This window comes from Bdellovibrio sp. ZFWA1, from assembly GCF_056175665.1.
Genome location: NZ_JBJKJH010000002.1, coordinates 71,193 through 85,487 on the forward strand (window position 1 = coordinate 71,193; position 14,295 = coordinate 85,487).

15 protein-coding genes are annotated in these 14,295 nt (G+C 43.2%); 10 read left to right on the forward strand and 5 right to left on the reverse strand.

Going from position 1 to position 14,295, the window contains the following annotated elements; all coding sequences use genetic code 11:
- Nucleotides 1-12: 12 nt before the first annotated feature.
- The gene (locus AC04MN_RS09910) at nt 13-831 is read right to left on the reverse strand and encodes a hypothetical protein (protein ID WP_475383044.1); all 819 of its coding nucleotides are present in this window, start codon (nt 829-831) and stop codon (nt 13-15) included.
- Nucleotides 832-906: 75 nt separating this feature from the next.
- Between AC04MN_RS09910 and lgt the strand changes: the two genes are divergently transcribed.
- The 7 genes from lgt to AC04MN_RS09945 all read left to right on the forward strand — a co-directional run bounded on the left by lgt (nt 907) and on the right by AC04MN_RS09945 (nt 5,690).
- Nucleotides 907-1,968, forward strand: a complete 1,062-nt coding sequence (gene lgt / locus AC04MN_RS09915; protein WP_475383045.1) for a prolipoprotein diacylglyceryl transferase — start codon at nt 907-909, stop codon at nt 1,966-1,968.
- Between the two features lie 22 nt (nt 1,969-1,990).
- Nucleotides 1,991-2,383, forward strand: coding sequence for a nitroreductase family protein (locus tag AC04MN_RS09920; protein WP_475383046.1), 393 nt, complete (start codon nt 1,991-1,993; stop codon nt 2,381-2,383).
- A gap of 7 nt (nt 2,384-2,390) precedes the next feature.
- Nucleotides 2,391-2,693: a nitroreductase family protein gene (locus AC04MN_RS09925; protein ID WP_475383047.1), complete on the forward strand. Its 303-nt coding sequence runs from the start codon at nt 2,391-2,393 to the stop codon at nt 2,691-2,693.
- Nucleotides 2,694-2,763: 70 nt separating this feature from the next.
- On the forward strand, nt 2,764-3,213 hold the full coding sequence (locus AC04MN_RS09930) for a DUF3299 domain-containing protein (RefSeq protein ID WP_475383048.1): 450 nt from the start codon (nt 2,764-2,766) through the stop codon (nt 3,211-3,213).
- 13 nt (nt 3,214-3,226) lie between these two features.
- Nucleotides 3,227-3,739 (forward strand): ZrgA family zinc uptake protein, encoded by a 513-nt coding sequence (locus tag AC04MN_RS09935; protein ID WP_475383049.1) that lies wholly within the window; start codon nt 3,227-3,229, stop codon nt 3,737-3,739.
- The gene (locus AC04MN_RS09940) at nt 3,739-4,428 is read left to right on the forward strand and encodes an ABC transporter ATP-binding protein (protein ID WP_475383050.1); all 690 of its coding nucleotides are present in this window, start codon (nt 3,739-3,741) and stop codon (nt 4,426-4,428) included. Before AC04MN_RS09935 ends, AC04MN_RS09940 begins: the two co-directional genes overlap by 1 nt.
- A complete protein-coding gene (locus AC04MN_RS09945; protein WP_475383051.1) occupies nt 4,425-5,690 on the forward strand; it encodes an ABC transporter permease in 1,266 nt (421 codons plus the stop codon). The genes AC04MN_RS09940 and AC04MN_RS09945 overlap by 4 nt, the downstream gene beginning before the upstream one ends.
- Before the next feature lie 9 nt (nt 5,691-5,699).
- On the opposite strand, the gene AC04MN_RS09950 is transcribed toward AC04MN_RS09945, so the two are convergent.
- Genes AC04MN_RS09950 through AC04MN_RS09960 form a run of 3 tightly spaced genes read right to left on the reverse strand, consistent with a single transcriptional unit; the run spans nt 5,700 to nt 10,990 of the window.
- Nucleotides 5,700-7,523 (reverse strand): adenylate/guanylate cyclase domain-containing protein, encoded by a 1,824-nt coding sequence (locus AC04MN_RS09950; protein ID WP_475383052.1) that lies wholly within the window; start codon nt 7,521-7,523, stop codon nt 5,700-5,702.
- A gap of 12 nt (nt 7,524-7,535) precedes the next feature.
- The gene (locus AC04MN_RS09955) at nt 7,536-9,152 is read right to left on the reverse strand and encodes a fibronectin type III domain-containing protein (RefSeq protein WP_475383053.1); all 1,617 of its coding nucleotides are present in this window, start codon (nt 9,150-9,152) and stop codon (nt 7,536-7,538) included.
- Nucleotides 9,152-10,990, reverse strand: coding sequence for a FecR family protein (locus AC04MN_RS09960; protein WP_475383054.1), 1,839 nt, complete (start codon nt 10,988-10,990; stop codon nt 9,152-9,154). The genes AC04MN_RS09955 and AC04MN_RS09960 overlap by 1 nt, the downstream gene beginning before the upstream one ends.
- A 111-nt stretch (nt 10,991-11,101) precedes the next feature.
- On the opposite strand from AC04MN_RS09960, the gene greB reads away from it, so the two are divergent.
- On the forward strand, nt 11,102-11,578 hold the full coding sequence (gene greB, locus AC04MN_RS09965) for a transcription elongation factor GreB (protein ID WP_475383055.1): 477 nt from the start codon (nt 11,102-11,104) through the stop codon (nt 11,576-11,578).
- Between the two features lie 40 nt (nt 11,579-11,618).
- Nucleotides 11,619-12,071, forward strand: a complete 453-nt coding sequence (locus tag AC04MN_RS09970; RefSeq protein WP_475383056.1) for a DUF3465 domain-containing protein — start codon at nt 11,619-11,621, stop codon at nt 12,069-12,071.
- Between the two features lie 21 nt (nt 12,072-12,092).
- On the opposite strand, the gene AC04MN_RS09975 is transcribed toward AC04MN_RS09970, so the two are convergent.
- The gene (locus AC04MN_RS09975; RefSeq protein ID WP_475383057.1) at nt 12,093-13,733 is read right to left on the reverse strand and encodes an ATP-binding protein; all 1,641 of its coding nucleotides are present in this window, start codon (nt 13,731-13,733) and stop codon (nt 12,093-12,095) included.
- Between the two features lie 199 nt (nt 13,734-13,932).
- On the opposite strand from AC04MN_RS09975, the gene AC04MN_RS09980 reads away from it, so the two are divergent.
- A complete protein-coding gene (locus AC04MN_RS09980; protein WP_475383058.1) occupies nt 13,933-14,295 on the forward strand; it encodes an Hpt domain-containing protein in 363 nt (120 codons plus the stop codon).

Genomic DNA, 14,295 nt, shown 5'->3' on the forward strand with positions numbered 1-14,295 from the left:
TTTTATGTCTTTTTAAAAGAAAATTTTAAGACCTGATTTAATGCCTGAACGGTCTACTTTTTTTTCAATCAACGTTGTTGTGTTTTTACGGATTTCTTTTTCTTGGTACCAGTCGCCAAAGACGCGGACGGGACCAAAATCGATAAATAGCCCAGCCTCACTTTGCGAGCCCGTCACATCGCCAAAAACAGCATTTTCAGTTTTTAAATTTTGTCGATATTCTCCGCGTACTCCAAAATATTTAGCCAGATACATTTGAAGCTCTATGCCGGCGACATTTTGTCCAACGCTAGTCGCAGCATCGGTCGTCGTTGCAGCGTAGTGCTTTGTGCGTAGTCCGTAAAACGCGGTCAGATGAGTATTCTGTAGAGAGTCTCCTAGTAGGCGAAGTTGAAAAAGTCCCGTGCTCTCGCTCGAGTTCTCGGGGATATTGTGTTCATGCTCGAAGGCCAAGCCAAAAATACTAGCATAGGCTTGAAGTTGTCCGCGATTCGAGACATTTGACTTTTCAGTGAGGGTGCCGGCTCCATCGTCGTTATTTAGTTTATAGCTTAAATAAGTCAATGTAGTGGTGAATTCATACGGAGACGATTGATTGAATGCAAGCCACAGATCCATCATGGCATTGCGGTCCTTCTGAGCGAGCCACTCTTCAAGTGTCCATCGCGAGGCTTCTCGCTGGGCAGACCGTTGCCCCCAATAGTTTCCTGCGCTGCGGCTTTGAGCTAAGGTCTCGACAGGAGCACTCAAACCCCAGAAGAGAACTCCTAAAAAAAGGGCTATCCAATTAAAGACTCTCGGAGTATGAATTAATCTATTCTGTGCTTTCATATCTCTATTTTGCCTTGGAGGCTGAAGGCTCACCAAGTATTTCACAAACAGTGATCAATTTGAGAAGGACTGTGGATGTTTGTACACAATTTAGACCCATTTGCGATTCAGATTTCAGGTGATTTTGGTGTTCGTTGGTACGGCCTTTCTTATATGGCGGGCTTTGTATTTTGTTACTATTTTATCACATGGCTTGTGCAGCGCCAGCGTGCTGGCTTAACGGCTGCGATGGTTGGTGATTTTATTACCTACGGGGCCATTGGAACTCTTGTCGGTGGTCGCTTGGGTTATTGCTTGTTTTATGCTCCAGATTTGTTTTTAAAATTTAAACCAGAGTTTCCGTTTTGGGGAGTATTGGCTGTCAACGAGGGCGGGATGGCTTCTCATGGTGGTATTATCGGAATCGTAGTTGCCTGTATTTTATATGCTCGAAAAAATGGATTAAATACTTTGTACTTGTTTGATCTTGTGGCCGTCGCAGGACCTATCGGTGTTTTCATGGGGCGAATTGCCAACTTCATCAACGGAGAACTTGTAGGCCGCGAGGCTCCAGCGTCTTTTCCTTTTCCTGTGAAGTTTCCTTCGGATATTTTTTTGTGGCCCAATGCAGAGTTTGATCGTCTGCAAGGTTTGGCATCAGTGGTTGATAAAGTAGGTCTAAATCGTGAAGAATGGCTGACTTGGCTTTCTAATTTCCGATTCGATGCGGCTTCAAGACAGCACGTCTATGACGGACTGACAAGAATTGTGCACGAGATTCAATTCGGCAACGAGGCGGCTCGCGCCGCGATAGAGCCTTTGCTGACACCTCGTTATCCTTCACAATTAATCGCAGCGGCTCTTGAGGGGCTGTTTACCTTTCTGGTTTTGTTCTGGTTGTGGCGGAAGTCTCGGAAGCCGGGATTCATTGCAGGTTATTTCGTGATCACGTATGCCATTGTGCGAATTATTAATGAGAACTTCCGAATGCCTGATGCCCAAATTGGATTTCAAGCGCTGGGTTTAACTCGAGGCCAGTGGTTGAGTGTGGCAATGTTGATTGTCGGAATAGTTTTAACTTTTGTGTGGTCGCGTTCTGGTTTTGTGAAAATCCCGGGATGGAGCAAAGGGCAAGATATCAAGTTGGGGCGCAAGTAGCGCCTCGCAAATCGGAGTCGTCATGGATTTTTTTGAAGTCGTTCAAAAGCGTCGCTCTGTTCGAAAATTTACAGCGACAGCAGTGCCTGAAGCTGTGATTGAAAAGGCCATTGATGCTGCTTTGATTGCTCCAAATAGTTCCAATTTGCAGCCTTGGGAATTTATTTGGGTTCGTTCAGACTCCGTGAAAAAAGAATTAGTGAAAGCCTGCTTTTCTCAAGGGGCTGCGGCCACGGCTTCGGATCTTATCGTCTGTGTTGCTAGGCTTGACTCTTGGGCGCGGCATCGTGATTATTTAGTTGAGCAGTTTAAAAAAAGTCCCAGCAAAACCCCAAAGTCGGTTTTTGATTACTATTTAAAATTGATTCCTTTTGTCTACATTCATGACCCATTTGGGAGCTTCAGGACTTTTTAAAAAAGTCATGTTTTCGGTTATGGGGCTTTTTAGGCCCGTACCTCGCGGACCTGCATTTCGTTCAGAGATGTATGAAGTTGCCAGTAAAACTACAGCCTTGGCCTGTGAAAACCTGATGTTGGCTCTAACGGCACAAGGATATGCTTCATGTCCTATGGAAGGTTTTGATCAATGCCGAGTGAAGTCCTTGTTGGGAATTCGGGGCAAAGCTCATGTTGCGATGATCTTGGGAGTCGGCGAAGAAGATGCTGGGGGTGTCTTCGGTGCGCAAGTTCGAGTGCCGAGGGAATGGGTAGTTAAAAAGCTTTAACTCCCTTAGCGAATCTATTCCCAAAAGCAAAAGACTTGCAATTAATTCAGAGCCGGATTTACATAGATATATGAAAAAATTCGTACTCATTGGCGTTCTTTTATTGTCCGTAGTAACTGGTGCTGTGATCTATCAGCACTTTTCAAATAGCGCAGGCTCGGGTTCGGGCACTGAGGTCGATTGGCGTCTTCTTGGAGAGCTTGATTTTGTGACCGGAAAAGCGTCATCAGAACTGACGGCATTGGATGGGCAACGAGTTCGCATTCCTGGCTTCATGGTCCCCCTCGAGGACGAACAAAAATTAGTTACTGAATTTTTATTAGTGCCTTCACCGCAGGCCTGTATTCATGTGCCGCCACCTCCACCTAATCAAATGGTTCATGTTAAAATTCCAAAAGGTGTTGATGTGGCGTTTGGTCCGATCTGGGTTTATGGAAAATTGCGTTTAACAACGACACGTTCAATTTACGGAGAGTCCTCATTTGAACTGACGGGCGATTATATCGAAGAATACAAATAGAAAAGGAGTTCCCATGTCTCAGTTTATTTTCGCATTGCTTGTGGCCCCCATTTTTTCTTTTGCCGGAGAGGGACATCATCACGATCATCGTGAACATGGTGCCCATGTTCATGGTGAAGCCTCGTTGTCGATTGCGTTCGAGGGAGCTAAAGGAAAGATCGAGCTCGAAACTCCGGCGGGAAACATTATCGGATTCGAGCACAAAGCAAAAACTCCCAAGGATAAAGCAACTGTTGCCAAAGCGCTGGAAACTTTGAAGGTGGGCAGTCAGGTTTTTGAGTTCAAGGATATGGGCTGTGAAATTTCAAAGGCAAATGTTGAACAGAAATTCGATGGCAGTCACAGCGAGATCGAAGCACAGTGGGACGTTCAATGTAATAAGGCTTTGGCGGGTCAAAAAATGGAAATCCTATTAGGAAAAGTTTTTGCGGGAGTTAAAGCCCTTAAGGTAGAGATTCTTGTCGATGATCTTCAAAAGCAACAAGAGCTTAAGGGCGGTCAGGGTCTGATCGAGTTTAAAAAATAATGATCACTTTAACGGCACTGCAATTTACTTATCCCGGCAAAAGCAAACCAACTTTGCAAATTCCTAGTTTAACGATTCAGGCTGGGGAGAAAGTCTTTCTCTTCGGTCCCTCGGGGACGGGGAAGACAACATTGTTAGAGGTTCTTGCCGGGGTGTTGGTGCCACAGTCTGGACATGTTAAAATTAATGGTATTGATCTTGTAACTATGAATTCGGGACAAAGAGATCAATTTCGCTCTTTGAACTTGGGTTATATCTTTCAGAGTTTCAATTTGATTCCTTATTTATCTGTTCAAGAGAATATATTATTGCCATTGTCTTTGCGCCAGAATGGGCTAAAAAATGAATCAGCTCTTTTAAAAGAAATGGATTCATTGATTCAAAGACTAGGGCTAGCATCACATATAAATGATAAAGTGATGGAGCTTTCTGTCGGGCAGCAACAACGGGTTGCTGTGGCACGGGCCTTGTTAGCAAAGCCGCAGGTCATTTTAGCTGACGAGCCGACATCGGCTTTAGATCAAGATCACCGCGAACGGTTTTTAAAGGTTTTATTTGATTTGTGCAAAGAGCAGGGTACGACGTTGGTTTTTGTATCCCATGATCGAACGATACAGCATTTATTTGATCGCTCGATTTCATTGTCCGAGATCAATCAAGCTAGCTTTGGTGGAGCTGAATATCTATGAAAGTTCTTTTAGTCTTAGCATGGAAGTCTCTTTGTAACAGGAAGCTTGCTAGTATTTTAACGGTGTTAAGTATCGCATTGAGTGTAAGTCTTCTTTTGGGGGTCGAGAAGGCCCGGCATGCGGCAGAAGATGGTTTCACGCAGACGATCTCTAAAACAGATCTTATCGTTGGGGCTCGAAGTGGTCCCCTTCAGTTGTTATTGTATTCTGTCTTTAATATGGGAAATGCCACTCATAATATTTCCTATGAAACTTTTCAGCAGTTTAAAAGTCATCCAGCCATCGAGTGGACAATTCCTTATTCGTTAGGTGACGGGCATCGAGGCTTTCGGGTTGTAGGTACGTCGGAAGATTTTTTTAAACATTATAGATTTCGTGGGGATCGCTCGGTACAACTTCAGTCTGGCAGAATTTTTGAGGGACTATGGGATGTCGTGATCGGGTCCGAAGTTGAGCGAAAGCTGAAGTATAAAGTCGGCGATGAGATAGTCATCGCTCATGGAGTGACAAAGGGTGAAGGGATTCAAAAGCATGACGACAAACCCTTCAAAATTGTAGGTATCATGCAGCCGACAGGGACACCGTTGGATCGAGCTGTCTATGTTAGTCTTTTGAGTTTAGAGGCTGTACATATTGACTGGAGTACAGGGGCAGCTCCGACTCCGGATCAGGTCATAACCAAAGATCAGATCAAGGCAGATGATTTAAAAGTTCAAACGATCACAGCCTTTTTCCTTCGCACTAAGAGCCGCATCGAGACCTTGCGTTTGCAGAGGGAAATCAATACCTACAAAGAAGAGCCATTGTTGGCCATCATCCCGGGAGTAGTTTTAAGCGAATTGTGGAATGGTTTGGGATACGTCGAAAAAATATTAAAGATTATTTCTTGGATGGTGATAGCGGTTGGATTGTCGTCGATGTTAATTGCGTTGATGACGACTTTGAATGAACGTCGCCGAGAAATGGCCATTCTTCGCGCCATCGGGGCCGGATTGAATCAAATCACTTTTTTGTTGGTCTTAGAATCATTTATTCTGACCTTTACAGGTGTTTTGCTAGGAGCTGCAGGTTCTGTGGCCATTGTCCTTGGCTTGGGGCCATGGCTTGAATCCGAGTTCGGTCTTTACTTGGTTGGTCCATTATTTACCTCAACCGAATTAATTTATTTGCTGGTTACTTTGGTCTTGGGCTTTCTGATCGGATTGGTGCCAGCTCTTCAAGCGCAAAATCAAGCCCTGAAGGATGGATTGACGGTAAAGTAAGGGTAGCCTTTAAGCTACCTTTACCTTGTCTACTTTTTCGGCTTCGTAGTCAGACCACTCTGTTTGAACGTCAACGTATTCGCCTGTTGTTTGATCTTTGTAGCCACGAACTTTGTACATTTTGATGGCGTCAGAACGGCCTTTTACTTCAGCAGCTCCAGCATAGATGACATTAAAGTTGTCTCCAACTTTTGCTAAGACTTCGTCCGTGATTAATAAATCTGCTCCGAAGGCCTTTGTTGAAGCTTCAATACGTGATGCCGTGTTTACGGTGTTTCCGATTACGGTGTACTCCATCCGCTCGTCAGATCCTATGGTGCCGGAAATTGCATAACCTGTATGAAGGCCCATACCAATTGCTATGGGAACATCACCGCGAGCCATTCTTTTGTGATTCAGTTCCTCTAAACCTTTACGCATTTCTATACAGGCACGAACGGCATTCATTGCATCGTATTCTGTTTCTTTTGGAGCGCCCCATACGGCCATAATCGCATCACCGATAAATTTATCAACGACACCGCCGTATTTGTTAATAACACTCACCATGACTCCAAAGTATTCGTTCAACATACCTACGACTTCCTCGGGTGGGCGTTTTTCCGAAAAGGCAGTAAATCCCCGAATATCCGAGAAGAACACCACGACTTCTTTTTTCATACCACCTAGACCGATATCTTTGTTGATCAAGTCTTCGGTAACGGAAGATCCGTGGAACTTACTGAATAAGTTTTTAACTTTGTCTCGCTCTTTAAGACCCTCGGTCATTTCATCAAAGGCTTGAGCTAAGTCGCCAACTTCATCGTGGGACTTCACTTGCTCGCGGGCATTGACATCGAAATTACCTTTAGAAACTAATTTAATTAGCGAGGCGAGTTTTTCAATTGGACCGGTTAGGGTCATCGAAAATAAAAAGATAAAGAAGATCGCCAAAGAAATCGCAGAGCCTGCGACAAAGATTGCTCGACGGCGAACTTCGCGGCTGACCTCTAGAATAGATTCTTCAGAAGTTTGTGAAATTAATGTGGCACCAACGGATGTTTTTACCGCGGCCCCAAAATAGGTTTTTTTGTCTGATGGATCTACGAACTTTGTCTGAAACTGCGGGGATTTTTGGGTAAGTGCTTTTTCAATAATTGGATTCTTTACCATCGCTTGCTTGCGAATTGCATAGGCCTCAACTTTGTGGGCTAAGACATCGCCATTGCGATCAATAATGTATTGCGCACGTTCGGAAGGTTCAGCAAAAGGCTTTTGCAAGATCGCCAAATCAATATTGGCGATGGCAATATGTGTGATTTGTCCTTGGTCATCTCGAATCAATGGGATGCCAACAGTGAACATTGCTGGGCCATTGACATAAGAGCCATTGGCAATTTCAAAAGAACCTTGACGGACATTGACGATTGGAAACTTCTGCCAAGCACGTACTGTCTGGAAATAGTTGGGGTGAAGATTGTATTTTTTCACGACCTCTTGTTTTTGGCGTGATATCACAGAGGTGAGGGCCGAGCCTTCGATTTTAAGCACTTCGAGTGAAATAAAGTTGCGGTCTTTTTCGAAGTTCGCATCAAAGTTCAAAAGCGCTTCGGGGTTGGTTGTCGCGCCCTGAAGTAAAATACTGGCCGAAAGCTTGGTTTTATCTATCATCGAAGTGATGATGTTTTCGATTTCTTTGGCCTTACCTGTCGCAGATTCAAGATTGGCGATATCGACTTGCTCTGATGATCGTTTTTCAAAGTAAGCGGACGAAATATAAGTGATCGTTCCCGTCGCTGCGACAAGAATCAAGATCGTGACCGAGATAAGTTTAGTAGATATTGGGATTCTCATTTAATTTACCCCTTAAAAATTATATTCCGCAAAAAAGTTTAAGTAATCGCCAACAACGGTGGCCGTATTGATGTCGCCATCAACAGCAAAATTGCCAGAGTCGGGCTTGGCTTTATAGGCCATGCGATCTTCGCGACGGGCATATCCCATCAAACCTGTAAGACGTTCACTGAATCGATAGCTTCCCATAAATCCAAATTGAGTTGAAAAGGTCGTCTGTATAGGTTGTCCGTTCGGCGTATCTATTTTGATTAATGAAACATAGCCATGGGCATTGGCTTGCAGTCCAAATTTAGGAGATAACGAGTACCAATATTCTCCGCCAACATGGGGTCCGATCGATCGTATTTTTGTTGAATAAGATGTCGCCGTGAACGGATCTCCGATGGTCTCGGGAAGTTCTTTGTAGAATCCGCCAATCTGAATACGCAGTTCACCGCGTTCTCCGACAGCTGATTTATAGACGGCATTTCCTTCAAGCGAAGCAAAGGTGCTGGTTTTATTGTTTATAGTAAATCCGCTAAGATCGATAATTCCCAAAAAGCCCCAAACTTTTTCAGGAAGATACCAGCCGACTCCAAGCCGGCCTGTGCCGCCAACAGCGCTATAGGCTACAGACGAAGCATTTTCAGGATTAACCCCTTTATATTGAATCTGTGTTACCAGGTACGAGGCGATACCATACCAACCACTGAAGCGTTCGATAGATTTGCGAACCAACGCGGTATATTCAGCAGCGGGTGAGCGATTTCCGTTTAATACATCGAACGTCAATTTAGCAAATTCGGATTGAGGGCGCAGTGGTGATTTTCCACGCACCCAAAGTTGATATTTTCCACCGGCCCAGTCGCTAGGAAAATCTAAACCCGTTGTTTGTGTCTCGGGGGCTTGTTGGAATTTTTCCCATTTCTTCGAAGTAGGATTAAGCTTAAAAAGAACAATTTCATTTGTAGAGGTAAATTCTGGATTTTTCCAGTTTAACTCGCGAACAAATTGAGACTCTGGCTTTTTAATTTCAGGAGACTCAAGTTTTGGTCCCCAGACTTCAAACTCAGAAATCGAAGTTCCATCGCTTTCAATTCCGTTTGGTGAAATTGCTGAAACCTTGAATTTGTAAGACGCGGCCACTGGAAGTTCTAAATCCATATCCGTTTTTTTAGTGATTTCCGATTTGATTGTAGTGCCGTCAGCTCCCAGTACAGTCCACTGATAGCGCTCTGCTCCGCCGACAGCTTGCCATTTGAATTGGACGTTTTGCTCTTTTTTATTAGAGCTATTTATTTTCGAGTTTTGGCTTGGTGCTAAGATTTTGACAGGATCAAGACCGACGAAGAACTCGCTGGGGTCTGACCATTCGCCGGGAACACCGCGATAGTCACGAGCTCGAAGAATCATGGTGTATTTACCCGGAGTCAGTTTTCCTGCCCACTCTGCGGTTTTCATTTTAAAGTTGAATTTTGAACCTGGTTTTCCCTCTATGATCTGAGTCAGTTCCACGTCATAGGCTGAAGCGCCTTCGATGGCTTCCCATTCGAAGTTTACAAGACGACGGTACGGTCCCTCGGCGGCAAACACCACCGAGCCCAGTACAAACATCATTGTTGTAATCAACGCCCAAACGTATTTCACTAATTCACCTTAATTTTCTTTAAGCTAGGAGCTTTTAGTCCTGATTTATCAGGAACCAAAATCTTTTTAGCTTCGCCAATTTCACTGGCTCTTCCGTAATTATCTAAAGCCTGTAATCGCACTTCATATTCACCCGGCATCAAGTTCTTCAGAGCTGTGGTGTTTTTAGAGTAGTTTGTTTTTCTGATCTCTTTGCCGTTCTTAAAAATAGACAGGACATATTCTTTTGCTCCTGGAATTTCCTTCCATTGCAATTCTGTTTTACCGTCGTTAGAAGCTTGGACTGAAATGTCGCCATCAAACTGAGGTGGAGGCAGGAGCGGTAATTCTGCCGATTGTATGGTCTTAGGGGCTGAAGTACCGATCACTTCTCCGTTAGCGTCCAGAGCCTCAATCGATGCTATATAGCGGCCTGGTTTAGGCAAAGGAATCGAGTTTTGATTCTCTTTGGTCTGTTTTATCTGAACGGGTTCGGTATCCCCATTTTCATTAAGCACCTTTAGACGGTAGTTGGCTACTTGCTCGGGCAAATTCGCTTCCCACTTCAAATCTAATTTGGGCTGTTCTACGTAGTATTGAATATCTTTGGTTGCTTCAGCGTTCCAAGCAACATCAACTTGAATTTTGGGCTTTGCTAAAATTTGTTTGTAAATAGAAAACTTTTGAATTTTTCCGACATAAGGATTTTTATCCTCAAAGAAGAGAGCCGAGAGGCGCCAATAGTAGGTCCCTTCTTTTAAAGCGGGAAGGGTGAAGGAGTCTTCCTTTGCAAAAGATTTTTGGGTAACAAGTTTTTTTAATTGTTCATCTTCCCAAACTTCTAAAGTGACATTTTCAGTTTGATCCGTAGATTGCCATTTAAAAGCCATGTCAAAGAAATCTGTTTGGATCGGAATTTGCGCATCGACTTGTGGAAATAAGACCGCAGGAGTCAGCCGAGTTGAAATTTCGTTTTTATAAATTGGTGTCTCGCCAATGCTTTGTCCGGCAGGGCTTTTAGCTGAAAGCTTCCAGTAGTACTTACCGATATTTAGAGGCACTTGTGCTTCAGGTTTTGCATTCGGGGCCAAAGTCATGACTGGCTTTAGATTTTTCCGACTGTTGCCAATCCATAAAGTAATTTCGCTGTCGTTAGGAAAGCCGCTCCATTTAAAATCAAGATTTGAATCTGCGTCAGCATAGCGATAGATTGTTTTAGAGGGGGTCGGAGTAATAATTTGGATGGAGTCTTGACGGAAGACCAATCCATCTTGGCCTAAAGCTCCTGCATCACCGCTTCCAAGTTCTTGGGACTTTCCACTTTTATCTTTGATCGAAGCCTTACCTTCAAGGACTTGAAGGTCAATCTTGTTATTCGAACCTTTACTTAAAGTCGCGGAGGCGTTGGAAAGATCTACTTTGTTTCCATCAGAGGTCAACACAAGTCCCGGCTCTGTTCCTTCAGAGGCTCCACCTTTAGCGTTTACAAAAAGGCTACCTTCCATCAAGTCCAAGGCAATATCGCCTTCAGATTGTTTAATTACAATGAGTGAGTCAGCTTCTAGGTCGATATAGCGCTCTGAATTGGCAAATTGAATTCGTACTTCGCCGTTCGAGGGAGTGCGGATGGCTTCACCGTTATATAAGGCTTCACCGGTTTCTACGCTTTGCCACAGGAGTCTACTTGCTGGGCGTCGCTGAATGTCGTCGACGATTTTTCCAACGTAGGCCAAAGCTTTTTCATCTCCACTGTAGGAATAGCGAACTTCACTGTGTTTATACCAGTAATAAGTGGCTCCAAATACTGTTGATGACAGCATGGCCGCAGTGAATAGGCGCTTGAACTTATTATCGCTCACTAATTCCTCCTTCATGTCGTTTCGGAAGTATGTCTCGGATTGTTGAGTCCAGTGGGACCTAGGTCCAGGGGGTTGCTTCCCCGGACTAGACGAACATGCTATGGTCTGGTGATGGATAATGGAAAAAACTACATCACACCAGAGGGATTGGAAAAGTTAAGGGCCGAGTATCACGAGTTGATGCATGTCGAGCGTCCTAAGCTTGTAGAAGTTGTGGCGTGGGCAGCATCAAATGGTGATCGCTCTGAAAATGCGGATTACCAGTATGGAAAAAGACGGCTACGCGAAATTGACAGACGAGTTCGTTTTTTAACTCAAAGAATTGAAGATGCAGAAGTTGTGGATCCATCCAAGATGTCCGGTAAAAAAGTATTATTCGGAGCCTGGGTCACACTGGTTGATGAAAATGATCAACAAGTTCGATATCAGATCGTCGGCGAAGATGAGTTTGATGTAAAGCTCGGTAAAATTTCATGGAAATCACCGGTGGCCAGAGCCGTTTTGGGAAAGATGGAAGGTGATGAGGTCCGATTGATAAAACCATCTGGGGAAGAGTTCGTTGTTATTGAGAAGGTTGAATATAAATAGATTCTAGAAATAAAAATAGGCTCTGTTCAAGGAGGAATAGATGATCAAATTGAAGGCATTGATACTGGCTGCATTATTCGTGTGGTCACCCGTGCAGGCACAAGTTATTCAAACAGAGGGAATTCAGACCGATGTCGATTCTTATGTAGTTGATAATGATTCTGATCTTGTCAGAGCTGTTGTTAAGAAAAAAGCATTGCGTTTTATTGAGGGCGGAGGAATGCAAGTTGTTCGCTTGCTTCCAGATGACAATTCAGGGCGCCGGCATCAGAAATGGATAGTAAAATTGTCTAACGGAACTGAAATGCTTGCAGTCTATAATGTCGATATGTGTCCACAGGTTCCCGTCAAAGTTGGCGATGTTGTTAGCATGGGTGGAGAGCTTGTTCAAACCAAGCAAGGCCCTCTTCTACATTGGTTGCATCATGATCCAAAAAACAAAAGACCCGATGGATATGTCTATTTGGCTGGAAAATTTTACTGTATTGACTAAGTCTTGAATTAAAAATCCTCTCTAGCCAGTGGCGCGAGAGGATTTTTTTTGTGCATTTATGTACGCGTGAATTTTTTCTTCCAATGCCGAAGGTTCCATTGGCTTGCTAATAAAGTCATCCATCCCAGCTTTTAAACAGTTGTCCTTGTCGTCTGCCAAGGCGTTGGCCGTAAGTGCAATTATATAGATATCTCGAATATCTGGATTAATACTTTTTCTGATGTTTCTTGTGGCTTCATAACCATCCATTTCGGGCATCTGGCAATCCATTAAAATCAGTTTTATATTTGAATCATTGTGAATGGCGTGAATGGCTTGAACGCCATTTTCAACTAGGACTGTTTCAAATCCCATTTTTTCGACCATGTTTTTCGCGACAAGTTGATTGATCAGATTGTCTTCGGCGATAAGAATTTTGATTCCTTCTGAATCGATGGTAGACGTAAACTGTCGTGGTTTAGAGAGCTCGGCCAATTCAGTTAATGGGCGACCCTCACTAAGCTCAATAAAGAACCAAAACTTTGAACCGACTCCAAGTTGACTCTCTACTCCGATCTGGCCTTTCATCATTTCGACAAGTCGTTTGCAAATCGAAAGTCCCAAGCCCGTGCCTCCAAATTTTCGGCTTGTGGAAGCGTCAACTTGATGAAAAGAAGTGAAAAGATTTTTTAATTTATCCTCTGGAATTCCTATTCCTTCATCTTCAACTTCAAAATATATTCGATGCTTTCCAATTTCCAGAGATGGAATTTCGCGAATATGTATTTGAACTTTGCCTTTTTCTGTAAATTTAATAGCATTGCCGACAAGATTAAGAAGTATTTGGCGAATACGATTGGGGTCTCCTACTAACGAATTATTCATTTTTATATTGCTGTTGATCAGCAAGTCTAAATTTTTCGTTGAGGCAGAATACTTCATGGTCGCAATGACATTGTCTATTGTCGAGAGTAGATCGAACTCAATGGATTCCATTTCCATTTTATCGGCTTCGATTTTTGAAATATCTAAAATGTCATTGATGAGGCTTAACAGCGAATGAGAAGAGTTTTGAATTATTGAAAGGTATTCACGTTGCTGGGGATTTAGTTGAGTTTCTTCAAGCATTCTAGAGACGCCAATAATTCCATTCATAGGAGTTCGAATCTCGTGCGACATATTGGCTAAAAACTGCGACTTAGATTTACTGGCACTGACAGCTTTTTCCGAGGCAACCTCTGCCTTCATTTTAGTTTGCCTTAAGTCCTCGAGTTTTCTTTGAAGAACATCAGTCATTTCGTTGAATGACTGGGCCAGCTCGCCAACTTCATCTTCTTCTTTATGAATAACTTTAACATTGAGGTCGCCGCGACGGGCTCTTCGAGTGGCTTTTAGTAGAAGAGACAGTGGGTTTGAAAGATACTTATTTAGAATGTTTTTAATTAAGGCAAATTCAGCAGCTAACGTAAAAACACCGCCAGTAAAAAGGATGATCGAGGATTCGAAGGCGATCATATGAACATCAAAGGGAAGGTTCGGGGCTTTCAGTTCGATATAGTTCGCTAATAAAAATAGAACAGTGAAGTTGAAGGCTGTAAAAATCAGCATCATGACACTCATTCTTAAAGCCATCGCTTTAAGAATTTTTCTTGAGAGCTCTGTTGATTTTTGTGTTTTGCCCATAACATCCGTACCTTTAACAATCTTATAACTATGATTGTCTCCTGTTTGTTTAACAATGCGCTAATCGAAGTAGGGATTGACCAATAATGAGTCAATCAAAGCCCTAAAGGAGACAGCATGTTTAGAAGCCTGTAATACACGCGCTAAAAACAGAACTTCTCGCTAAATACGGCTATTATAGAACTTAGAGGAAGTGTTTATGACAGTTTCGGGAAATATAAACGAGTCACAGTTAGATATGTTAAGATCTATGTCAAAGCCGGGAGAGGACCTTCTGGGGATGCTAATTGAGGTGTTTTTGCAAACAACGCCTCCAATAATTGATGAACTTAAATCTTCTTGGGCCAACAAAGACAAGTCGGCAACTGCTAAACAAGCACATAAGTTAAAATCGAGCGCAGCTAATTTGGGACTTGCTGGCCTCAGTAAACTTTGTCAAACCATTGAGCAGGGCTTAAAAGCAGATGCGGTTTTAGATTATGATCATTTGATAGGAAGAATTGACGAATATTTTTTGGAAGGAAAGCTGTTTTTGGAAACGTTTAACAAAAAGGCGGCTTAG

Excerpts from the sequence above, each read along its gene's own strand:
- lgt (WP_475383045.1), top strand. The coding sequence starts at position 907 with ATGTTTGTACACAATTTAGACCCATTTGCGATTCAGATTTCAGGTGAT.
- greB (WP_475383055.1), top strand. The coding sequence starts at position 11,102 with ATGGATAATGGAAAAAACTACATCACACCAGAGGGATTGGAAAAGTTA.
- AC04MN_RS09975 (WP_475383057.1), bottom strand. The coding sequence starts at position 13,733 with ATGGGCAAAACACAAAAATCAACAGAGCTCTCAAGAAAAATTCTTAAA.
- AC04MN_RS09970 (WP_475383056.1), top strand. The coding sequence starts at position 11,619 with ATGATCAAATTGAAGGCATTGATACTGGCTGCATTATTCGTGTGGTCA.
- AC04MN_RS09935 (WP_475383049.1), top strand. The coding sequence starts at position 3,227 with ATGTCTCAGTTTATTTTCGCATTGCTTGTGGCCCCCATTTTTTCTTTT.
- AC04MN_RS09980 (WP_475383058.1), top strand. The coding sequence starts at position 13,933 with ATGACAGTTTCGGGAAATATAAACGAGTCACAGTTAGATATGTTAAGA.
- AC04MN_RS09920 (WP_475383046.1), top strand. The coding sequence starts at position 1,991 with ATGGATTTTTTTGAAGTCGTTCAAAAGCGTCGCTCTGTTCGAAAATTT.
- AC04MN_RS09950 (WP_475383052.1), bottom strand. The coding sequence starts at position 7,523 with ATGAGAATCCCAATATCTACTAAACTTATCTCGGTCACGATCTTGATT.
- AC04MN_RS09930 (WP_475383048.1), top strand. The coding sequence starts at position 2,764 with ATGAAAAAATTCGTACTCATTGGCGTTCTTTTATTGTCCGTAGTAACT.
- AC04MN_RS09945 (WP_475383051.1), top strand. The coding sequence starts at position 4,425 with ATGAAAGTTCTTTTAGTCTTAGCATGGAAGTCTCTTTGTAACAGGAAG.
- AC04MN_RS09940 (WP_475383050.1), top strand. The coding sequence starts at position 3,739 with ATGATCACTTTAACGGCACTGCAATTTACTTATCCCGGCAAAAGCAAA.
- AC04MN_RS09925 (WP_475383047.1), top strand. The coding sequence starts at position 2,391 with ATGTTTTCGGTTATGGGGCTTTTTAGGCCCGTACCTCGCGGACCTGCA.
- AC04MN_RS09910 (WP_475383044.1), bottom strand. The coding sequence starts at position 831 with ATGAAAGCACAGAATAGATTAATTCATACTCCGAGAGTCTTTAATTGG.